Below are 19,997 nucleotides of genomic sequence, written 5' to 3' on the forward strand. Positions count from 1 at the left end.
TGCGGAAGGTAGATGTCGGTGACGGATCCTGTGCTGTCTCCCAGGTTTCGGGCTATCGCGGTTAGGGGGCAGCGAAATCCGTTGGCCGCGAACACTAACGTTTCCAGTGCCACGACGGCGGCAGCCATCCCGGCCCGCCGATCCGACTGCCCCCGGACGCCGGTGTACAGGACGTAGAGCATGCAGGCCTCGATGGTGAACCATGCGAGCGTGTGAAAAGCCTTCACTGCTTTGAGTAGCATGCCGCGTTCCTCCAAACTCGTCAGCGCCGTCCGCTGGGCAGCGCGGCGACGTTGTACTCGATCGAGTCGAGGACGAAACGCAGGTAGGAATAGTCTCCGGAGGGGGCGTGCCAGATCCCCTCGCCGCGCTCCATGAGCCGGTGCGGACCGAATTGCCGATAGTCACTCAGTGGGGTGGACCACCGCATCCTGGTGAACGACTTTCCGTCCGCCGACGCCGCGCCGCGTCCGTCAGCCGCAAAATCCACCAACTCGCCCTGATCATTGAACGAAAGGACCGCACTGACGGTGTGGCTACCGTTCGTGAAAGATGCACTGACCGTGTACGGATCGATCTCGCGCCACTGGATCCCCGGATCGACCAGCGCGCCTGGCGCGAATACGCAGAGGTCGTTGAACAGCGTCACCGTCTCGGCCTGGTCCATTTCCGGGCCTTTGGCGTCGACCACGGTTACGGCTGATGCGAGTTTCACCCGCATGGTTGCGGACGGTCCGACGAACCGGTGGAACGCCTGGAACGGGATGCCCGCCCGCGAGGCGTCCATGAGGAAGAGGCGTGATGGCCGGTCGTAAAAGTTGCTTTGCCGTCCGGTGAACGGCATCCAGGGCGCTGACGGTCCGATGCGGATCTGCCCGTGGTAGCGGGCAGAGAAATTCTGAACCTTTGGAAGACCTACAGCGCCGCTGAGACGAACATAGCGTTGCACTACGGCGGGGAGCCGCGAGAGATCGGTCTCGGTAAGTACCGGGGACTCGACGGTGCGGGCCAGTCCCTCTGAGATGTCGCGGTTGTATTCGGCGCGGAAGCTCCGGGGCCCGTCCGAGAGGTAGCCGTATACGACGCCGACGAGCACAATGACGTTGGCAATCGTCCCGTAGGCGGCGTCTGCCCAGGACGCAATGATCACGATCTGGGAGATGACGATGCCCCCGGCGCCGAACACCCACCACCGTCCCGGCAGGGCGAAGATGGAAACCGAGGCGGCCAGGAAGAGTGCCGCCGCCAATACCCAGAGAACACCCAATGGAAACGGTATCTGTTGCGTCAGTTGTGGAACGTCCGCGAACCCCAAGCCCTTGACAGCTCCAAGCAGATGGATGAGCGCGTGCAGGCCGAGGAAGGCCCCGAAGAGTATTTTCACGACAGCGGACCTACCCGCAATGGCAGGAAAGTCATGAGCACGAGTGGACTGTGACACAGGGGCCTCCTAACGTTCACATGAGCGGCGGGCTAAGAAACGTTCAAGAGAGACATCAATCCGGCGGTGCGGCGCTGATGCTCCGAGCGTACTCCACTGTCCAGAGCAGGCCGGGAGTTTCCCGCAATAACAGCGGGGCTCGGGGAGCGGAAAGGTCTGCGGCGGGGCGTCGCTTTAGTCTGTGGCCCTAGTTCTTGAAGGTCTCGTACCGGGCTTTGCCGCCGTGTTTGGCCCGATACATGGCCGAATCGGCCTGCCGCAGCAGTTCCGTCACGTCCGCCGTGTCCGAGGTCCGCTGCGCCACGCCCATGCTTAGCGACACCCGCAGTGACCGGTCACCGATCAGGAACGGCTCACTGAGCGCCTCGTAGATCCGCTCGGCAACGGGCCCCGTTGCCGGTGTGCCGTCGTCGTTATCCAAAACGACGACGGCGAACTCGTCGCCGCCCAGCCGGGCCACCAGGTCGTGGCTGCGGACGCTGGCCCGCAGCCGCTCGGCCAGCTGGGCCAGCAGCGCGTCGCCGCCTTCATGGCCGAGGGAATCGTTGACGTCCTTGAAGTCGTCGATGTCGATAAACAGCAGGCCCTCGTGCCTGGTCCGACGGTCGCTGTTTGGTTCGAAGGACGCCAGGAGGCGCTCGGCCAGTGCCGCGCGGTTCGCCAGACCGGTGAGGTCATCGTGCGTGGCCCGGTAGATCAGGGCCTGATGGCTGTCCTGGAGTGCGACGGCCATGCCGTTGAACGCCACCGCCACCTCGCCGAGCTCGTCACGCCGGGCCACGTCCAGGCGGTGGCTGTAATCGCCGGATTGCAGTTTCAGGACGCCCCGGCGGAGGCTGTTGACGGGCCGCATCAGGTCCTTGACCATCCGGCGGCGGAAGTACAGGGTGGCACCGATGGCCACAACGAACAGCCCGAACCGGCCAATCACCAGAAGCCCTTCGAGTTCGCGCGTGTCTACGAGCCCCCTGTTCAGCGCCTGAAGGGAGGACTGCTGGACGGCGGCCAGCTGCGCCCGCCCGGCGGAGCTCGCGGCCGCGAAGGCAGGGACGTCAGTAACGTTGTTTCCCGAGAGGTTCAGGACCTGGTCACCCCAGAGGCCAGCGTTCTCCAGCCCGGCCTGCCAGTCCTGCTGCGCCGAGGACAGGGCTTCTGGCCGGCCTTCGTCCGCAGCCTGGACGGCGGCGGCCGCACGGAAGAGCGCCTCAATGTCGTGTTGTTCCAGGACAAAAGCCTCCCGGTTCACGGGCGCTGCCGCGAGTAACTGGTGTCCCAGCTGCTCATGAGTATCGAGGGCGGCGGCCAGCTCAGCGACGCTGCCGTACTCCTCTTGGAGCCGGCCGTTCGCAGCTTCCATCTCGTTCACCACGAACCGGACTCCCACAACAGTGACGGCCGCGCCAACGAACAGGGCCAGGAGCATCAGTGTGAAGGCCCCGGACCATTCACGCTGCAGGCTAAAGGAGCGCGGCGTAGTGGTAGCTCTATTCATGGGCGTCCTCGGACCAGGGTGGTGTTATGCCTAAATTACACGCATCGGTGATCGAGCCTGTCGAGATCCCGGGTTTCGACGGGCCCGGCCACCGGGTTTCGACACGCTCAAACGCCCTCCAGCTGGGGACTTGGCGTTTCCTGGGCCCATAGGATTTCCCTATGACACCCAATCGAGGTCTCGCACTCTTCAGGTTCTGGTTCGCCCTGCTCGGATTCCTGGCCGTATTTTTCCAGCTGACGCACCTGCTCCAGAACGTTCCCGGCGCGTCTGCGGCGAACTTCTTCAGCTACTTCACCATCGAGTCAAACATCATCGCCGTCATTAGCCTGGCGATCTCCGGGTGGTACGCGTGGAACGGCGAAAGCCCCCGCTGGCTTGAACTTCTGCGCGGTGCTGCGACCATTTATATGACCATCACGGGGATCGTTTACAACCTCCTGCTGAGCAACATCGACGTCAACACGCCCATTCCGTGGATCAACGTGGTCCTGCACTACACAATCCCAACCATCATGGTGATCGACTGGCTTGTTGACCTGCCCAGAACCAGGGTCCCCGTCCGGACTTCGCTGGTCTGGCTCGGATTCCCCCTGCTGTACTTGGTCTACAGCCTGATCCGCGGTCCCATCGTGGACTGGTACCCCTACCCGTTCCTGGACCCCCGGATCAGCGGCTACGGAACCGTCGCCGCCATGGCGCTGGCCATCGCGGTGGCAGCTTTCCTCTTCGCCCTCGTGGCCGCGTTCTCCACGCGGCTGCACATCGCCCCGGCGCCGGCGCCGGTGGCCGTCACCTCCGGTGCGACTGAGCGCCGCTGAATCGAGCTGTCAGCGCCGGTGTCCAGTTTGGCGAGATCCAGTGGCCCGGCGTGGTGGCGAACTGGTCGTGGCCCCAGGGTCAACCGCCGGTTCTACACCAGGGGAGCGTGCTTACTGGCTGTTGATCGGCGATCCGTAAGCCTCCGGCATGGAGTTCCATCGTCCGTTCTGATCAGGTTTGTTTTCGAGTAGGCCCTGGGCGGGAACCCAAGCGGTCTGACTTCGAATTGTCAGTGCCATCACGTATGAATGTCTTTATGACGACAACTGCAGTTGCTGCCAACCTTGAAGATCGACTCGGCATTGCGATCCTTTTCGTCGGTTTTTTGGTCTTCTTCATAGTTTGTATTCGGCGAGTTGCGCGCAATGTTCGCGATCGATCAGAGCCGTGGACGAACCGACTCCGAGGAATAAGCGGCGCGTTTCTCGGCATCGCGATCTGCTCATTTTTCTTGGGCCCACTATTTTGGATGACACTTCCTGAAGACATTCTTCCGGAAGGCCACTGGACGATAATTTGCCTGGCATTTATGGTCCTTGCGTCTTTTGTCATCCACATCGCCGGAGGGGGAGCCGCCAGGTTCTTGGAGCCCTATGATCGTCCGGAGCTGGTCGCCCTTCCGCTCAAAAGTCTCTTGGCACGCGCGCTTGCTTCGCGATTGTCCGAGTTCAAGCAGGCGATGGAGCCGCTCAAACAGCGGCTTCTACCGGATGGCTTTCGAGATCTTCGGCCACGGAAGCTGGGAAGACTTCCATTTAGGAACGAATACAGGGCGTTCGGGGTGCTCTATCTTTCCCTGGGAGTTTTAAGCGCCACGAGTGTGTTCACCCACATCGGAACGGGCCAAAGTGCTCCGACTCAGGTTGTCCGAACCTGGTCAGTTTTTTGGGTTCTCATGGTCGCTGTTTCGCTGACCCCGTCGTTCACGCTCTCGTGGCTGGCTTTGAAGCATGCTTCCGCGACTGGAGCGATCCAATGCAGAATCACCTTGCGGTCATCGCTTTTGATCGTGGCAAACTGGGTTTCTATCGGCGGTGTTATCGGCCTGCTGACGGGAGCGCTTTCGTTCCTACCTCTGCGGTTCATGGCGAGAAGTGGCGTAGAGCAAGAACCGATTTCACTATCCATTCTCGCGGATTTGTCTTTGGCTGGAGCTGTGGGGGGCTTCATCGCGGCTCACTTCGGTGTCATCTTCGCATGTACAGCCACCATGAAGAACCGCTTAGCTGCGTTGAGTCTGCCGGTCTTGACAATCTCAGTCTTCACAACAGGTGCTTCGCTAGCCGGCGTCAACCCGGCAGCTAATGCAGACTATGCCTTGGCACTCATCCGAAAGTCCGTTTTCTTACCCGAAGACCCCGTTGAGCTTGCAGCTCAAGCGACGACAGATTGGAAGATATTGCTGGCGTTGGGAGAGGAAAGCATGACGGGGTCCTTCCCCGGCTCCATTCCATTTGCGGTGGTTGTGGCCGTGGCAGCGTTCTCTGTGGCTGCAGTGATGCTGGCACAGAACATCCTAAGTGCGCTCCGTGCGGTTAAAGCCGATAACAGAGATCATGCCGCCGGTGTTCACTCGGCCAAATGAAGTGACGCGCGCACATCTGTGCGACTGCCACACGAAGAACCAATCACGCCCGGGCTCGGGGCTATCGGATCTGTGTTGTCCGGCCATGAGACGCTTGCATGCGCGTAGGGTGAAGACCTTCATGGCGAGGGATCCTGGTTTGCGGCGTAGGCATTCGCTTGGAGATGCAAGTGGGAAGTAGCGACTTTCCCTCCATGGACCCGAAGAAGCTTCGCCGCGTACTTGAGCGGCTTGGCTACGCCCCCTCTGGAAACGGTAAGGGAAGCCATGAGAGACTTGTGTGTCCCGGACGTCCCACACTGACGTGGAGCTTTCATGCCGGGAAGGAAATATCGGGTGGACTCGTTAAACAGATACTGATGAAGCAAGTAGGCCTCAGTAAGGAACAGGCATTGGAGGTGCTACGTGGTTGATGTTGATAACGCTCAAATGATTGTCACCAATTGGGGCGACGATTTTGCATGTTCCGTCGCTAGCCCACAACTGCCTGGAATCGTGGCTGCTTATGACGAGCATCCGGATGCCATGGAGCTCTTTACGCTAGCTGTGGATGCTGGACTTAGCCCTGACGGGAGCATCGATGTCCACATTCAGCAGGCAATGGAATTTGCTGGCAAACAGTTTTTTGTTCGTGCGCGGCACGATCACCGCCAAGATGAACGTGGAAAGCTCGCCAGTCAGATCGGCCAGGAACTTGCTCATGATCCAGGGCTGCAGGCCTATGTAGACGCTGATCGCTTTGACGACGCCGTTGTCGTTGCAACGTTACCCAGCGACCGCATTCACGACGTGATGGAAGGTGCCGATGATAACGCGCCGCTCACGATCGGGATGAGGACTGCAGACGGTTCTGTCCACTACATTGGCATGCTTAGCGTGACAAGTGATTTTCGTGGGCGCCGGCTATCTGACCTGGGTCTCGATGCGTCGTCGACGATTGGTGCCATCTTTGCGTCACTGGGTACGGATCCCTCCACGAGTCAACACCAGCACGGAAGAATACTGGTTGTCGCCTGACGAATGATGCTGGCACTGCCAGTATGGCTCGCAACCGTTCCAGTTCTATTTCAGCCGCACTCTCGACTCGCCTTGGGCAGGCTCAGCCACCGAGGCGGCACAGCACCCAGTCCCAGCGGATCAGCTCCTGCTCCAGCCTGACCGCCGTCCCGAAGGCGTCATCGCGGAGTCCTAGGTACAGTGCGGACTCATCAGACGTCAGCCGGCTCAGCAAAGCCTTCGATGGCGACGGCTCGCTGACCCAGGCCTCGCGGTGGGCCAGCAGGGTGGCCTGGTCCATCATCACGCTCACCACATGCGGGTGGACCGCGCGGAGCTGGTCCAGGATCCGGAACCCGTGAGTGTCCAGATCGCCCCAATACAGGACCTCACAGTCGCGCAGCCACCCTGCATCCCGCAGCGACGAAAAACCATAACCGCCGCCATAAATCGCCAGCGTGTGCGGGCTGTCGGGAAGGGCCAGGAAGTTGACGAGGTTCTCCGTGATCAGCACCGTGGTGACCGGCAGGCTCAGCGTACTGAAGGCTTCGGCGGTCACGGTGAGATCGCGGGACTGGCCCAGCAGTGGCACGGCGGGATCCAGCATGCGGAATCTGACCAGCTCCGGTGGATGCAGGAAGCCGTGGCTGGCGGCAAAGCGCGCTGCCGGCGTCCGGGCCGGCGCCAGCCCCAGCAGCGAACCGGGCTCGGCGGGAGAGTCAGGCAGAGGGTCTTCGACCTCTTCAACGGCGGCACTCGCGGCATCCGCTTGTAGCCCCACCGCCAGCTCGCTGATCACCGCCCTGTGGTTTTCGATGAATTTCGTGTGCACCCCGGGGAGGCTCAGCTGCCGCACGTAGATGCCTGGCTCGGCATTGTCCGCCAGCCACAGCGCCACGCGGGCGGCCGTCAGTGCGTCGCCCCCGAGATCCAACAGCTTGAGCGGCCGCTTCAGCGCCCATCCTCTGAACGACGAGTGCAGCGCGGTCAGACCCGCGGTGAGCTCCACGAACCGCGCTGCCTCTCGAGCCTTGCCCACAAACGTGACCTCCGCGTCGGCGGACTCAAAAACCGCCGCCGCCGGCAGCTGGTTGGAGCCGACAGTCGTGCGTCCTACCTCGGCAGTCTCCAGGCTGAACGGCCCGACGGCGGCAAACAACTCGGCTGCCCACGCCCGGGCCGCAGCATAGTCACTCCGGAGCGTCGCCGCTGTCGGGCGCTTTAACGGACGACGGCGGGGGTATAGACCGCCGGGTTCCAGCACCTCCCGGAGCAACGCACCGCTGCCCCAGGCCTTCAGCGACTGCGACCGCAGATCAGTCAACGAGGTCCAGCCCTGGGCCTGCCCGGGTGCCGAACCCGAAAGCCGCTCAGGCACGCCGGGCCCGCTCGTCGCGATAGTCCTGGATGGTCATGTTCCGCAGTTGCGAATCGTCGCCGTTGGTGTTGGCCACGAACCCCACATGGGACACAAAGGGTTCGATCACGTGGATTTTCTGCAGGGGAGTGACGATCAGCAGCTGCAGTTTCATGCGCTGGAACAGCTCGAGGCCGTACCGCGCGGACTCGTCGGAGCCGCGGCCGAACGCCTCATCGATGACCACAAACCGGAAGCTGCGTCCGCTGCCGGCGTTCTTGCCCGCACCTTTGCCCGACGCCAGTCCGAACTGGAACGCCAGGGCGGCGGCGAGGATGGTGTAGGCGAGCTTCTCCTTCTGGCCGCCGGACTTGCCGCCCGAATCCGTGAAGTGCTCAAACTCCTCGCCGGTTTCGGTCCACTTCTCCGAAGCGGAAAATGTGAACCAGTTCCGGACGTCCGTGACCTTTGCGGTCCAACGCTCGTCGAGGGTGGTGAAGCCGTCGCGGCCCCGGAAGCGCTCGATCAGGCGCGCCACCTGGAGGTACTTCTGCTCGGAGTACTGGTCATCGTCGCCGATGGTGCCCTCCGAACAGGCCCGCAGGTCAATCCCGAACTGCCGCACGTCCAGGTCGGAGCTGTTCTGGTGCTCCAGCTGGATGTGCCGGCCGGAGTTGTACTCAATCCCGGCCAGGGACAGGTTGATTTCGCCGATCCGGTTCACGATGTCCTGCCGCCGGCTGTCCAGGAACGCATTGAACGCCACCACCTCATGGATGGTGTTCTGGTTCAGGGACTCCTTGAAATGGGCCTCGAAACGCGGGAGATCGTTGCTGACGAGCTGCTCCAGGAGTCTGCCGAAGTCGCCGGCGGACTCCAGGGCGGCGTCGATCTCCGTAGTCTCGTTCGAGTACTTGTTCCGGAACTCGGCCATGAGCCGGACAGTCTTCTCGGCTGCCCGGGCAATCTGCTTGGACAATGCGTCGATGGTGTCGGTCAGACCGCTCCGGACGACGCTTTCCACGGTGCCGGTGTTCTTATAGGTCAGCGGTTTGCCGCCGAGTTCCGCGGCGGCAAACCGGGCGACGGCGGCCAGCACACCACCGTCGTCCGTCAAGGGGGTCTCCCGCAGGACTTCGCGGCAGTCCGCGATCGCCTCCACGATGTCCTTGGCGGCGCCCTCGTTGGAACCTATCCGGCGCTGGACGTCATCGGCCCGCACCTGCAGGCGTTCCAGCTTTCCGGCGAGCTCAGCTTCCTTCGCAGTCAGTTGCCGCAGCACATCACTGGTGGACTCCAGCTGGGCCCTCTCTGCCTTGAGCTCCTCGATGCGGCGTGCGGTGAGTTGCCAGCTGAGCTCGGCGAAGTCGGACGCCGCCCCGACGATGCCGAGCTGCTGGTTCTGCCGGCCGATGGCGCCCAGTGAATCGTTGACCCGCGACAGCTGGCCGGCCAGCACGCTGAGCTGGCCCTGGACCTCGTCCTGTTCGGCCCGGAAACGGCTGATCTTGTCCAGGTTGTCCCAGCCCAGGACGTAGTTCCGCCGGTCCGCGAGGTCCTGCCGGTCATCCTTCTCGTGCCGGCCACGGCCGCCCTTCAGCTGGCCGTTGGCGGTCAGCGCTTTGGAACGGCGGCGGAAGTCCTCCAGGGAGTCGCAGCAGAAATAGTCGAAGCGGCTGCTGAGCTCATCCAGCAGGAAATTGCGGAATGGCGTGCCCTGCTTGATGGCAATCTTCGTCGCCAGGGTGCCGGGCTCGGGTTGCCGCTGGTTGAGCCTGTCGAAACCGGCTTCCGAGTCGCCGATCTTCAGGTACACCAGCCTGCCGCGCAGGTTGTTGCCGTCCACCCAGCCGCTCACGGCGGCGTAATGCTCCGACGGCACCAGCAGAGACAAAGCAAAGCCGCGCAGGGTACGTTCGGCGGCACCTTCCCAGGCCGCTTCGTCGTCGCGGACGCGCAGAAGTTCACCGGCGTACGGCAGCCGGGACTCGGCAATGCCGGTCCCGTCACACAGCCGACGGCGGAGCTCCACCTGGGGCCGCGGCAGCAGGTTGGGGCGCGCCTGCAGGCTGGTCAGCTCCGCAGCGAGATCGCTCGCGCGGCCGGTGAGCACCGTCCGCTTCATGGTCAGGTCCGTGCGGTTGTCCTGCACTTTATCGGCGGTGGCGGCGAGTTCCTTTTCGACGTCGGGGAGCCGGGCCCGGTTGGCGTCGAACTGGACGCGGTCCGCCGGCGCCGGGAGGCCGAGGTCCGCCGCAGCCTCGGCGTACTTTTCGAAGCGCACCCGCTGCGACCGGGACTCCTCGCCCAGCCGGGCGGCCTCGGCCTCGATGGCGGCTAGCCGGCCGCCGCCGTTGCTGCGGATGTCCTCCTTGACGGCGGCCAGGTCCAGGCGGAGCTGGGTGATCTCGGTGGCCAGCTTGCCGCTGTCCTCCTGCAGCCGGAGTCCGGTGTCCTTGAGTTCGCTCTGGTGCTCGATGCTCAGCCGAAGCTTCTGGTCCGTGAACCACGGGTGCAGCTGGTCCCGCTGCTGGCGGGCGAATTCATCGTCGCGGCTCAGGGCAGCGTGCTGGGCGGCGCCCTCGGTGATGGGGGTGAGGAGTGCGATCTGGTCCTTGGCGCGGAGGACGGCGTCGTGGGCTTTTTTCAGGTCGTCGAAGTGGTGGATGAGGTTGTTGATCCGGGTCTCAACGTCGTCTTCCTCCAGCATGTTGGTGCGCACGAAGTTGGTGATGTTCTCCACCTGCTTCATGGACACCGTGCGATGGAAGAGCTCCATGGCCTGGTTGCCGCTGATGCCGAACTGCCGCTTGAACGCCGCCGCGTACGGCTCGAAGGTTTCATGGATGGACGCCCCCGCCGCCCGCAGCTGCTTTTTCAGCTTCGCGGGGTCCTGGCCGAAGTTGGCGAAGTCCCCGGCGATGGACTGCTCGCCCTCCGTCAGCGAGTAGAAGCGGTTCGGCTGGCCGGCTTCCTGGGTGGCCCAGAGGGTGATGGCCAGCGTGATTGATTTGCCCAGGACTGCGTTGTGGAAAACGCCAAGGACCACCGTGAGCTTGCCGGTCCCGCGCAGTGCCACCGGCTTGGAGTATTCGCCGCCAACGCTCCGGGTGCTCTTGTGGAAGCCCCGCACGTAGCTCATAAGCGTGCGTTCCTTCTTCTGCGCGCCCGCCGCCTTGTGTACTCGATCCTGTTGGCTGGCAGCAGCAGGGTGGTGATGGCATCCACCACCGTCGACTTTCCGGAGCCGATGTCGCCGGTGAGCAAGCTGTTCGATCCGTCAAGCCGGAACGTGCGCACCTCCTGATGGAAGGTGCCCCAGTTGAGCAGCTCCAGACGCTGCAGCCGGAAGCCAGGGGGAGTGCCGGCGTCGTCAGCTTTTTCATCCAGGCTGAACAGCATCTCCTGCTGGTCAGCCCCGTCACTAACCGCCGAGGCCGTCTCGGTGCTCATGTGCGGTCCTCTTCCTTACTGCCGGTTCCGGCGAGAGAGGCGCGGTAGTCCGCCAGCCGCGCGTCGAACTCCTCCAGCCATTGGGCATCCACATAAGCCTTCAGGATCCGGGCCACCTCGTAAGTGCCTACCTGGCCGCGCAGTTTCCGCAAGAAGCCCAGCTCCACCACCTTTTTGATGTTGGTGCCGAGTTGGTCCAGGATCCGCGCCTCGTTGCTGGATTCGGGCAGGAAAACGGCCACCATGTCCGCGATGTCCTGCTCGGTCATGATGAGGCGCAGTTCGCTGCTGTTGGTGTCGAATTCGAGCATCCGGCCGCGGAGCAGCGCCAGCAGGAGGCTCACGTTGAAGGTGAGCGGGCGGCGCGGGATCAGGCGCGGCAGTGTGCCGTCAGGGTCCTCGCGCGATTTCAGGAACGCGTAGCCCTCGGATTCGTCCAGGATCAGGTCGAGCCCCAGGACGGCCACGTAGTCGCGGACGTGGGAGGACAGTCCCAGCAGCGACTGCCAGATCTTCTCGTCGGACTCGGCGTACACCACGCCTTTGAAGAGTCTGGTGACGACGCCGGGAAGTTCCTCCGGCGTGTGTGTTTCGGATGCGTCTGTGGTGGTCATGCGGGCCTCACAAAGATGATCTGTTCGACGGTGGCTTCCCGGATGCTGCCGTCCGGGAGCTGCCAGGACAACTGCTGTGACTCGTCCGGGTTGATGGATGCCCAGTCCGATTCTGTGGCGAGCTGGTAGTAGGCCACGATTTCGGCGAGTCCCTGGGAGAGCGGATGGGCGTTTGCCACGTCGCCGAGGGTGGCCTGGTCGGCGACGGCGAGGACGTCGTCGATATTGGACCTGAGCCGTTCCGTGTCCACATGGAACTGGCTGAAGAGGGCGCCGGCGTCCACGTCGGCATCGTTTGCCGCCACCACGACGTCGTCCACCATGATCCGCCGGCTCGGCTCATACAGTGGCCGTTCGAAGGGGAGCACGACGTCGACGGACTGCGCGGCGATCTCCGCAAAGACGCCCGACGGCGGCACCTCCCGGGTGCTTAGCGCCCCGGATTCGATGCTCCGGACGAGCTGCATAATGCGCTTGTTCTCCAGGAACACCTTGTCGTCCAGGAGCCGGCGCATCTGCTGTGAAAGCTGGCGGACTGTGGCCTGGGTCTGCTCGACGGCGGGCAGCCAGTCCTGATGCAGATTGGTTACAGCGTGCAGGTTGTCGAGTTTGGCGAGGGCGTCGATCTGGGTGGCCCGCTGCAGCAGGTCCCGCAGTTCGGTGCGCAGCTGCGGGGACATCAGGTAGTCCCAGAAGCCTTGGAAAGTTCGGCCCTGAAGGGAGCCGCTGATGTCCTGCTGGTTGGCGAAGATAGAGGCCAGCAGCTCGCCCTGGGTGCCGTGCCAGGTGGCGATCTGTTCGCGGATCTGCCGGTCCAGCTTCCGGAAGTTCTGTTCGACCTCGCGGAAATCGGACAGCAAGTCTTTGGCCAGAGTGGTCAGCTGCTGGAAGTGATCCAGGGCTTCCGGTGCGGTCATGACTCGGATGTTGCCGTCCCTGATGCGCTGCATCTCGGCGTCGATCCCGTCCCGCTGGCGCTGAAGCTCGGCCAGCCGTACCTCCGGATCGGTTTCGGACTGCTGGACCAGGGCCTTCAGCACGGCGAAGATGCTGGTCAGCCTGGATTGGGTCGCCACGAAGTCCCGCCCGCTCAGGCTCTCCACCCAGCGGACCACGTCCTCGGCGGCGGCCGTGAGATCGTAGCGCGGCTCGTCCTGGCCCGGCACATAGTATTTCCGCAGCCAGGCCCGTTCCGGGGCGGCCCACTCGTCCAGATACTCCCCGGCCAGCCGGGGGTACTTGTCCTCGCCGTAGACTTCCCGGAGGCCGAACAGAACATCATCGAGGTGGTCGATGAGCTCCTGCCGGCCGATGTCTCGCTGGTTGGGCCCGGTGAAGGCCTTGATGAAGAAACTGATGGCCAGCGGGGCATTCTGGGCTCGGAGCAGGGACCACCCGGCGTGGTTCTCACGCAGTGCGTTGATGGCGTAGAAATCCATGGCGTCCTCTGCAGGGGGCTGTTGTTTCTAAGTTACACGGGGCCGGTGACAATTTCCGTGGAGGCCTGCAGGCTCAACGGCCGGGAGACAGCACGTTCAGGCCAGCCTCAACGGCGGCGGCCAGTAGCTCGCCGTCATACGCCACCATCACGTCCGACTGCAGCCGGATGGCTGCGGCCAGATGAATGGCGTCGGCGCTCCGGAGCTTGCCGGGCACGGCTGCCGCGTACATAAGGTCCGAACGGGCAACATCGACCAGGTTTGTGGCTCCCAACACCGTATTGACGGACTCTCCGGGAAATCCGCGGCGGTGGGCCGCGCAATGGAGTTCCGTATAGAGCAGCATCGAAGCCACCAGCTGGTGGCTCTGGGCTGCCGCGGCTGAGACGTATTGGGCGGCCGCGGATGATTCCACCTCTTCAACCACCAGCTTGATGGCAGCAGATGTGTCCAGGTAGATAATCAACGGTCCCCGCGCATTTCAGCCAGGATCTCGGCCGTGCCGGCGTCGGACGTGACGCGCGGGAGTGCCTGGAAATCGACCGGTCCTTTGGCGGCAGGACGTACGTGGCCCGCCAGCAGCAGCCGCTCAAAAGGTGATGCCGAAGGCGGGATTAGAGTAGCGGCTATTTCTCCGTTGTTCGTGACGTCGATCGTTTCGCCGTTCTTAACTCGCTCCAGGATCTTACTGCTCTGGTTGCGCAGTTCCCGGTGAGGAATGGTTGTCATGATTGCCTCCGTAGCAATCGTAGCAACCCTTGCATCCGAAGGTAAGGCTCAACCACCGCTGGCTTCCGCAACTCCGTCCGGCCAGAGCGCTGCAATGAGTCCTGGCTCAACCAGCGGGGTTTGCAGGTTTTCGAAGGCCTCAAACACCCCTCTGAGTGGCCGGTGGTAAATGGTTCGGAAAATCTCCTGTACTGTTGATCCTGTTGTTGTGTTTATGCAGTTGGTAGTTCAGGCAGTACGCGCGGTCGAAAGTCCGCGTCTTTCTGAAGTAGCGGTTTTGAACACCCCACACCGGAGGACCCGAAAGTCGGGACTTTTCCTCTACCTTCACGAAGGACAAAAATAATGGCTACTGGTACCGTCAAATGGTTTAACGCTGAAAAGGGCTTCGGCTTCATTTCCCCCGATGACTCCTCACAGGACGTTTTCGCTCACTACTCCGCGATCGCCTCCTCCGGCTTCCGCTCACTCGAAGAGAACCAGAAGGTTTCCTTCGAAACCGAGCAGGGCCCCAAGGGTCCCCAGGCCGTCAACATCCAGGCACTCTAATTCATTAGAGATTCTGGGGCCTTAGGGTTTCATTTTCAAAGCAGGGCCGGTCGTTAGACCGGCCCTGCTTTTTGTTAACCCGGATGTGCTGCCAGGCGTCGCAAGCCCCGCGCTCTACCTTCTTCACTCGGTCATAGTGTCGGCGTGCCGGTGGGCTACCTTCCATTCGCCTTTTCGCGCCGGTAGACCTGCGTGGCCCGCAGCGAATACGTGCGCGCCGTGCCTTCGACAGAGGTCGACGTGTGTTCCAGCCCGGCGGTGTAGGCCATGTCGCCCACCACGTCGTACGCCAGCACTTCAAAAGCGTAGGAAGTGCAGTCGGAGAAACTGTTCGCCAACGCCGTGAAGAGTTCGTCCAGTTCTTGTTGCCCGTGGGCATTGCGCCAGGCCCCGAGGATGCTCACGGGTTCCTTGCGGGACCAGAGCCCCCGGCGCGGGGCAGAGTCTCCGTTGTGCAGGGCCCGTTCCGCCTGGTAGAGCGATGAATTTACCCAAGCCAGAAAATCGTCGCGTTCGCTCATGATTCCTTGCCGACCAACTGTCACTGGTCCGGGTTTGGATTGCGTACGTCCTGTTCGCCGATGTCGGCAGCGCCCAGGGCGGCCGCGGCAGGGCTGTGCACGGTTTCGTGCGCGCGGATACTGAGCTCCGGGTGGTGGAGGTCCAGTGCGGGACGCTCAGAACGGATCCGGGGCAGCGAAGTGAAGTTGTGGCGCGGCGGCGGGCAGGACGTGACCCATTCGAGCGAGGCGCCAAAGCCCCAGGGGTCGTCCACCTCGACGCGCTCGGAGCTGCGCGATGTGATGTAGACGTTCCAGAAGAACGGGAGCATTGAGGCGCCCAGAAGGTAGGAACCGATGGTGGAGAACTGGTTCAGCCAGGCGAAGTTGTCCTCCACCAGATAGTCGGCGTAGCGGCGGGGCATGCCCATGACCCCTAGCCAGTGCTGGATCAGGAACGTTCCGTGGAAGCCGAGGAACAGCATCCAAAAGTGGATCTTTCCGAGGCGCTCGTTGAGCATTTTGCCGGTGAACTTTGGCCACCAGAAGTAGAAGCCCGCGAACATCGCGAACACCACAGTGCCGAAGACGACGTAGTGGAAGTGTGCCACTACAAAGTAGGAATCGGAGACGTGGAAGTCCAGCGGCGGCGAGGCCAGGATGATGCCGGTCAGGCCGCCGAAGAGGAACGTGATGAGGAAGCCGAGGCTCCAAAGCATGGGAGTCTCGAACGTCAGGGAACCCCGCCACATGGTGCCGATCCAGTTGAAGAACTTCACTCCCGTAGGCACTGCGATCAGCATGGTCATGAAGGAGAAGAACGGCAGCAGCACCGAACCGGTCACGTACATGTGGTGCGCCCACACGGTCATGGACAGGGCAGCAATGGCGATGGTGGCGTAAACCAGGCCCTTGTAGCCGAAGATCGGCTTGCGGCTGAAGACCGGGAAGATCTCGGACACAATGCCGAAGAACGGCAGCGCGATGATGTACACCTCAGGGTGGCCGAAGAACCAGAACAGGTGCTGCCAGAGTACGGCGCCGCCGTTTTCCGGATCATAGATGTGGGCACCGAACTTGCGGTCGGCTCCCAGGCCAAACAGTGCCGCTGCGAGCGGCGGGAAGGCCATGATCACCAGGATGGATGTCACCAGGGCGTTCCAGGTGAAGATGGGCATCCGCCACATGGTCAGGCCCGGAGCGCGCATGCAGATGATGGTGGTGATGAAGTTGACCGCACCCAGGATGGTCCCGAAGCCGGACAGGGCCAGGCCGAAGACCCACAGGTCACCGCCCACCCCGGGGGTGAACGTGGTGTTATTCAACGGCGCGTAGGCGAACCAGCCGAACGCCGCCGCGCCCTGCGGGGTGATGAAGCCCGCCACGGCGATGGTGGAGCCGAAGAGGAAGAACCAGAAGGCCAGGGCGTTCAGCCGCGGGAACGCGACGTCGGGGGCGCCGATCTGCAGCGGCATGATGAAGTTGGTGAAGCCGGCGAACAGCGGGGTGGCGAACATCAGCAGCATCATGGTGCCGTGCATCGTGAACAGCTGGTTGTACTGCTCCTTGGTCTGCAGGACCTGCATGCCGGGTTCGAAGAGCTCGGCCCGGATCAGCAGAGCCATAACTCCGGCCATCATGAAGAACACAAAGGATGCGATCAGGTACATGTACCCGATGACTTTGTGGTCGGTGGAGGTGAGCCAGCCGACCACCTTGGAGCCTTTGCGCAGGGGTACTACCGGGGGAGCAGCGGTTGATGCGGTCCCTAGTCGTGAATGTCCGGCGATGGCCATTTTTCACCTCACAGATAGTTCTGCACGGCAGCTTTGGGCCCTTTGCATGAGCCCCTACATGCAGGCTACTCAGGAACGAGGCGTCCGGAAAGAGTTAGTGCAGGCCCATCGCGTTCCGGACCTCGTCCAGGATGTGGTGGACGGCATTCTCCGCCGCCACCGCGTCCCCGCGGGCCACTGCCGCCGCAACATCCTCGTGGGCCTGCAACGCTTCGGCGCGCGGTTTGAAGGGCATCAGCCCCTGCTTGGTCCGGCTGGTGAGCACCTCGGCCACCATGCCTTCGAGCGCTGTGAACATCTCGTTGCCGCAGCTTTCGAGCAGCAGGCAGTGGAACTCGATGTCCACCGCCAGGAACGCCTCGAGTTCGCCCGCTTCGCCCAGTCGCCGCAGCTCCGCGGCCAGGAAACCCAGCCTGGCCCGTTCCGCGGCGCTCGCCCGGCGGGCGGCACCGGCAGCTGCAATGGGCTCGACGGCGATGCGCAGCTCCGTGAGGCTGCTGTACTGCTCGGCGCGGTTGGCTGAGGCGAGGCGCCAGCGCACCAGCTTGGGATCGAAGACGTTCCACCGCCGGCGCTCCTGGACCACAATGCCCACCCGCCGGCGCGAATACACCAGGTTCATAGACTCGAGGACCTTCATGGTGTCCCGCGCAACCGTGCGGGAAATGCCGTACTCCTGCTGGAGGCCGTCAAGGGTCAGGCGGCTGCCCGCCGGAAGGCTCCCGGCCGCGATGGCAACGCCAACCGCCTCGAGAACGCGTTCATGCATGGCAGGGGAGGCCCCGCCGTCGTGCGCGTTATCCGCGTCCGGTGGTGTCGCCGTCGACATCTTTCCTGCTTTCGTCCGCGCCTGTGCGTCCACCAATCGTACCCAAAAAAGTCTCAAAGGTATGACTTGTGACACGAAAAGATAGTATCTATAGCCCGGAATGGTGATACCTTATTTCCCGGCGCAGTTCCTTGTGAGATGCGTAACGAGCTTTTCTTCATTTAGCCAACGGCGTCTTCTTCGGAGGTAAAACATGCAGTATCCAGCCACGCACCTGGTGGTGATGGGCGTTGCCGGTTCCGGCAAGTCCACCATTGCGGCAGCGCTTTCCCAGCAGCTTGGCTGGGCCTGCGCCGAAGCGGACGAGTTCCACCCGCAGTCCAACATCGACAAGATGACCCAGGGCATTCCCCTTCAGGACGAGGACCGCTGGCCCTGGCTGCGGGAAATCCAGGAGTGGATGACTGCAACTGCCGCTGCCGGGAAGAGTACAGTGCTCACCTGCTCCGCGCTCAAGCAGAGCTACCGTCAGCTGCTCTCCGGCGCGCAGGGCCGGGTCCTGTTCATCCACCTCGACGGCGGCGCCGACCTGATCGGCCAGCGTATGCAGGGCCGCGAAGGCCACTTCATGCCACCCACGCTCCTGCCCAGCCAGCTGGCCACCCTGGAACCGCTGACCCGCAACGAACTTGCCGCCGGCAGCCTCCGCCTGGACATCTCCAATTCCCCGGAGGAGATCGTCACCGCCGTGCTGGCTGGCCTCAAGCTTCCCGTCGGACTGGCGCCGAGCGCCCGCATGGAGCCCAGCGCCGACTGAACCCGGCGCCGCCTGATCCCGGCTCAGCAGCCGGGCCACCTGGCCCGGCTGCTGAGCCGGCCCAATCCCCCCAATCCCCAAGAAGTTCTGTTTCAAAGGAGAACCATGGTCATCGAAGGATGGACCCAGACGCTGGGCGCAGGCCCCCTGCTGCTCATCGCGGCTGCGGCAATCGCCGTACTGCTGGTACTGATTATCAGGATGCGCATGCATGCGCTGCTTGCGCTGATCGTGGTCAGCCTCGCCACGGCGTTTGCCACCGGTATCCCTGCCAACAAGGTGGTGCCGGTGCTGATCGACGGGTTCGGAGTGACCCTCGGAACCGTAGCCCTGCTCGTGGGCCTGGGTGCCATGCTGGGCCGCATCGTTGAGACCAGCGGCGGCGCGAAGGTCCTGGCCGACTACATGATCGGCATCTTCGGTGAAAAGCGTGCACCGTTCGCGCTGGGCCTGGCCTCCTTGATCTTCGGCTTCCCGATCTTCTTCGACGCCGGCCTGGTGGTTATGCTTCCCGTGGTCTTCGCCGTGGCGCACCGCCTGGGCGGGGGAGTGCTGCGCTACGGCCTGCCGGCCGCCGGCGCGTTCTCCGTTATGCACATCTACTTGCCGCCGCACCCGGGCCCGGTCTCCGCTGCTGCCTTCTTTGACGCGAACATCGGCTTGGTCACGATCGCCGGCCTGCTTACCGCCATCCCCACCTGGTACATCACCGCCTACCTGTTCGGCCTGTGGACCGGCAAGAAGCTGGAACTCCCGGTTCCCGAACTCCTGGGACACGCCACCGCCGAAGCCGAATCGCACCCACCGCGGTTCCGCACCATCCTCGGGCTGCTGCTCCTGCCGCTGGCACTGATCTTCATCAACACCGGCCTGAACACCCTGGCTTCCTCCGGCGTGCTGTCCGACGCCGTCAAAAACGAACAATGGTTCCAGCTGCTGCGCACGCTGGGCGAAACCCCGGTGGCGCTGCTCATCACCGTCTTCGTGGCGATGTATGTGCTCGGGGCCCGCCGCGGGGTCCACAACGGCGTCCTGGAAGACCTCCTCGAATCTTCGCTGGGCCCCGTCTGCTCTGTCATCCTGATCACCGGCGCGGGCGGCATGTTCGGCGGCGTGCTCCGGGCTTCAGGCATTGGCGCGGCCCTGGCCGAAGTGCTGGGCAACCTGGGCATCCCGCTGATCCTGGCAGCTTTCCTGATCTCGTCCATCCTGCGCATCGCCCAGGGGTCCGCCACCGTGGCCCTGACCACCACCGCGGGCCTGATCGCCCCCGCTGTTGCCGCCGCAGGGCTGACCGGCATGCAGGTGGCCGCAATGGTCATCGCCGCGGCCGCAGGTTCCGTGGTGGTCTCACACGTGAACGATGCCGGCTTCTGGATGGTGGGACGGTTCTTCGGCATGGACGTCAAGACCACGCTGAAGACCTGGACCGTGATGGAAACCCTCATCGGCGTTATGGGCTTCGCAATCGCGGCGGTCATCTTCCTGCTAGCCGGCGTGGCAGGTTAGCGCGCTGCATCCGCCAGCCACGGCTGACTGAAGTACCGCGGCGGGGCGTCCAGAGAAATTCTGGGCGCCCCGCCGTCGTCGTACTCCGGAGGTCCCCTTGGCTCCGCGCCTGATGGTGGACAATATTGC

Annotated in this window: 19 protein-coding genes; 7 read left to right on the forward strand and 12 right to left on the reverse strand. The window is 63.2% G+C overall.

Annotated elements, in window-relative coordinates; translation table 11 throughout:
* Positions 1-262: 262 nt before the first annotated feature.
* Complete coding sequence (locus ACZY1F_RS05380; protein ID WP_463940670.1) at positions 263-1,384, reverse strand: DUF6544 family protein; 1,122 nt, start codon at positions 1,382-1,384, stop codon at positions 263-265.
* Positions 1,385-1,628: 244 nt separating this feature from the next.
* Positions 1,629-2,933, reverse strand: coding sequence for a diguanylate cyclase domain-containing protein (locus tag ACZY1F_RS05385; protein ID WP_463940672.1), 1,305 nt, complete (start codon positions 2,931-2,933; stop codon positions 1,629-1,631).
* Between the two features lie 161 nt (positions 2,934-3,094).
* On the opposite strand from ACZY1F_RS05385, the gene ACZY1F_RS05390 reads away from it, so the two are divergent.
* The 4 genes from ACZY1F_RS05390 (at position 3,095) to ACZY1F_RS05405 (ending at position 6,357) form a co-directional block, all read left to right on the forward strand.
* Positions 3,095-3,754, forward strand: coding sequence for a Pr6Pr family membrane protein (locus ACZY1F_RS05390; RefSeq protein WP_463940673.1), 660 nt, complete (start codon positions 3,095-3,097; stop codon positions 3,752-3,754).
* Between the two features lie 257 nt (positions 3,755-4,011).
* A complete protein-coding gene (locus ACZY1F_RS05395) occupies positions 4,012-5,340 on the forward strand; it encodes a hypothetical protein (protein WP_463940675.1) in 1,329 nt (442 codons plus the stop codon).
* Positions 5,341-5,534: 194 nt separating this feature from the next.
* Complete coding sequence (locus ACZY1F_RS05400) at positions 5,535-5,753, forward strand: type II toxin-antitoxin system HicA family toxin (RefSeq protein WP_463940677.1); 219 nt, start codon at positions 5,535-5,537, stop codon at positions 5,751-5,753.
* A complete protein-coding gene (locus ACZY1F_RS05405) occupies positions 5,746-6,357 on the forward strand; it encodes a hypothetical protein (RefSeq protein ID WP_463940678.1) in 612 nt (203 codons plus the stop codon). Before ACZY1F_RS05400 ends, ACZY1F_RS05405 begins: the two co-directional genes overlap by 8 nt.
* A gap of 82 nt (positions 6,358-6,439) precedes the next feature.
* Here the strand turns inward: ACZY1F_RS05405 and ACZY1F_RS05410 are convergent, their stop codons facing one another.
* The 7 genes from ACZY1F_RS05410 to ACZY1F_RS05440 all read right to left on the reverse strand — a co-directional run bounded on the left by ACZY1F_RS05410 (position 6,440) and on the right by ACZY1F_RS05440 (position 13,928).
* Positions 6,440-7,714, reverse strand: coding sequence for a Wadjet anti-phage system protein JetD domain-containing protein (locus tag ACZY1F_RS05410; protein ID WP_463940679.1), 1,275 nt, complete (start codon positions 7,712-7,714; stop codon positions 6,440-6,442).
* The gene (locus ACZY1F_RS05415; protein WP_463940681.1) at positions 7,707-10,835 is read right to left on the reverse strand and encodes an ATP-binding protein; all 3,129 of its coding nucleotides are present in this window, start codon (positions 10,833-10,835) and stop codon (positions 7,707-7,709) included. The genes ACZY1F_RS05410 and ACZY1F_RS05415 overlap by 8 nt, the downstream gene beginning before the upstream one ends.
* Positions 10,832-11,146 (reverse strand): ATP-binding protein, encoded by a 315-nt coding sequence (locus ACZY1F_RS05420; RefSeq protein WP_463940682.1) that lies wholly within the window; start codon positions 11,144-11,146, stop codon positions 10,832-10,834. Before ACZY1F_RS05420 ends, ACZY1F_RS05415 begins: the two co-directional genes overlap by 4 nt.
* Positions 11,143-11,760 (reverse strand): DUF4194 domain-containing protein, encoded by a 618-nt coding sequence (locus ACZY1F_RS05425; protein WP_463940683.1) that lies wholly within the window; start codon positions 11,758-11,760, stop codon positions 11,143-11,145. Before ACZY1F_RS05425 ends, ACZY1F_RS05420 begins: the two co-directional genes overlap by 4 nt.
* Positions 11,757-13,199: a DUF3375 domain-containing protein gene (locus ACZY1F_RS05430; RefSeq protein ID WP_463940684.1), complete on the reverse strand. Its 1,443-nt coding sequence runs from the start codon at positions 13,197-13,199 to the stop codon at positions 11,757-11,759. Before ACZY1F_RS05430 ends, ACZY1F_RS05425 begins: the two co-directional genes overlap by 4 nt.
* 73 nt (positions 13,200-13,272) lie before the next feature.
* Complete coding sequence (locus tag ACZY1F_RS05435) at positions 13,273-13,665, reverse strand: type II toxin-antitoxin system VapC family toxin (protein ID WP_463940685.1); 393 nt, start codon at positions 13,663-13,665, stop codon at positions 13,273-13,275.
* Entirely contained in the window at positions 13,662-13,928 is a 267-nt protein-coding gene (locus tag ACZY1F_RS05440; RefSeq protein WP_463940686.1) for a type II toxin-antitoxin system Phd/YefM family antitoxin, read from the reverse strand. Before ACZY1F_RS05440 ends, ACZY1F_RS05435 begins: the two co-directional genes overlap by 4 nt.
* A gap of 345 nt (positions 13,929-14,273) precedes the next feature.
* On the opposite strand from ACZY1F_RS05440, the gene ACZY1F_RS05445 reads away from it, so the two are divergent.
* Positions 14,274-14,477 carry a cold-shock protein gene (locus ACZY1F_RS05445; protein ID WP_024365339.1) on the forward strand — a complete coding sequence of 68 codons (204 nt, stop codon included), beginning with the start codon at positions 14,274-14,276 and terminating at the stop codon, positions 14,475-14,477.
* 155 nt (positions 14,478-14,632) lie between these two features.
* On the opposite strand, the gene ACZY1F_RS05450 is transcribed toward ACZY1F_RS05445, so the two are convergent.
* The 3 genes from ACZY1F_RS05450 to ACZY1F_RS05460 all read right to left on the reverse strand — a co-directional run bounded on the left by ACZY1F_RS05450 (position 14,633) and on the right by ACZY1F_RS05460 (position 17,602).
* Positions 14,633-14,998 (reverse strand): nuclear transport factor 2 family protein, encoded by a 366-nt coding sequence (locus ACZY1F_RS05450; protein WP_463940688.1) that lies wholly within the window; start codon positions 14,996-14,998, stop codon positions 14,633-14,635.
* A gap of 20 nt (positions 14,999-15,018) precedes the next feature.
* Positions 15,019-16,773: an aa3-type cytochrome oxidase subunit I gene (gene ctaD, locus ACZY1F_RS05455; protein ID WP_463940689.1), complete on the reverse strand. Its 1,755-nt coding sequence runs from the start codon at positions 16,771-16,773 to the stop codon at positions 15,019-15,021.
* Between the two features lie 94 nt (positions 16,774-16,867).
* Entirely contained in the window at positions 16,868-17,602 is a 735-nt protein-coding gene (locus ACZY1F_RS05460; protein WP_463940690.1) for a FadR/GntR family transcriptional regulator, read from the reverse strand.
* A 193-nt stretch (positions 17,603-17,795) separates the two neighbouring features.
* Between ACZY1F_RS05460 and ACZY1F_RS05465 the strand changes: the two genes are divergently transcribed.
* The gene (locus ACZY1F_RS05465; protein WP_463940691.1) at positions 17,796-18,359 is read left to right on the forward strand and encodes a gluconokinase; all 564 of its coding nucleotides are present in this window, start codon (positions 17,796-17,798) and stop codon (positions 18,357-18,359) included.
* Between the two features lie 105 nt (positions 18,360-18,464).
* Positions 18,465-19,868: a GntP family permease gene (locus ACZY1F_RS05470; RefSeq protein WP_463940692.1), complete on the forward strand. Its 1,404-nt coding sequence runs from the start codon at positions 18,465-18,467 to the stop codon at positions 19,866-19,868.
* Positions 19,869-19,997: the final 129 nt, after the last annotated feature.

The sequence above is a fragment of the Pseudarthrobacter xylosi genome (assembly GCF_055412765.1).

What these genes read in the sequence shown, in the direction of transcription:
- ACZY1F_RS05385 (WP_463940672.1), bottom strand. Translation starts at nt 2,933, where the DNA reads ATGAATAGAGCTACCACTACGCCGCGCTCCTTTAGCCTGCAGCGTGAA.
- ACZY1F_RS05390 (WP_463940673.1), top strand. Translation starts at nt 3,095, where the DNA reads ATGACACCCAATCGAGGTCTCGCACTCTTCAGGTTCTGGTTCGCCCTG.
- ACZY1F_RS05395 (WP_463940675.1), top strand. Translation starts at nt 4,012, where the DNA reads ATGACGACAACTGCAGTTGCTGCCAACCTTGAAGATCGACTCGGCATT.
- ACZY1F_RS05400 (WP_463940677.1), top strand. Translation starts at nt 5,535, where the DNA reads ATGGACCCGAAGAAGCTTCGCCGCGTACTTGAGCGGCTTGGCTACGCC.
- ACZY1F_RS05415 (WP_463940681.1), bottom strand. Translation starts at nt 10,835, where the DNA reads ATGAGCTACGTGCGGGGCTTCCACAAGAGCACCCGGAGCGTTGGCGGC.
- ACZY1F_RS05420 (WP_463940682.1), bottom strand. Translation starts at nt 11,146, where the DNA reads ATGAGCACCGAGACGGCCTCGGCGGTTAGTGACGGGGCTGACCAGCAG.
- ACZY1F_RS05425 (WP_463940683.1), bottom strand. Translation starts at nt 11,760, where the DNA reads ATGACCACCACAGACGCATCCGAAACACACACGCCGGAGGAACTTCCC.
- ACZY1F_RS05430 (WP_463940684.1), bottom strand. Translation starts at nt 13,199, where the DNA reads ATGGATTTCTACGCCATCAACGCACTGCGTGAGAACCACGCCGGGTGG.
- ACZY1F_RS05440 (WP_463940686.1), bottom strand. Translation starts at nt 13,928, where the DNA reads ATGACAACCATTCCTCACCGGGAACTGCGCAACCAGAGCAGTAAGATC.
- ACZY1F_RS05445 (WP_024365339.1), top strand. Translation starts at nt 14,274, where the DNA reads ATGGCTACTGGTACCGTCAAATGGTTTAACGCTGAAAAGGGCTTCGGC.
- ACZY1F_RS05450 (WP_463940688.1), bottom strand. Translation starts at nt 14,998, where the DNA reads ATGAGCGAACGCGACGATTTTCTGGCTTGGGTAAATTCATCGCTCTAC.
- ctaD (WP_463940689.1), bottom strand. Translation starts at nt 16,773, where the DNA reads ATGGCCATCGCCGGACATTCACGACTAGGGACCGCATCAACCGCTGCT.
- ACZY1F_RS05460 (WP_463940690.1), bottom strand. Translation starts at nt 17,602, where the DNA reads ATGTCGACGGCGACACCACCGGACGCGGATAACGCGCACGACGGCGGG.
- ACZY1F_RS05465 (WP_463940691.1), top strand. Translation starts at nt 17,796, where the DNA reads ATGCAGTATCCAGCCACGCACCTGGTGGTGATGGGCGTTGCCGGTTCC.
- ACZY1F_RS05470 (WP_463940692.1), top strand. Translation starts at nt 18,465, where the DNA reads ATGGTCATCGAAGGATGGACCCAGACGCTGGGCGCAGGCCCCCTGCTG.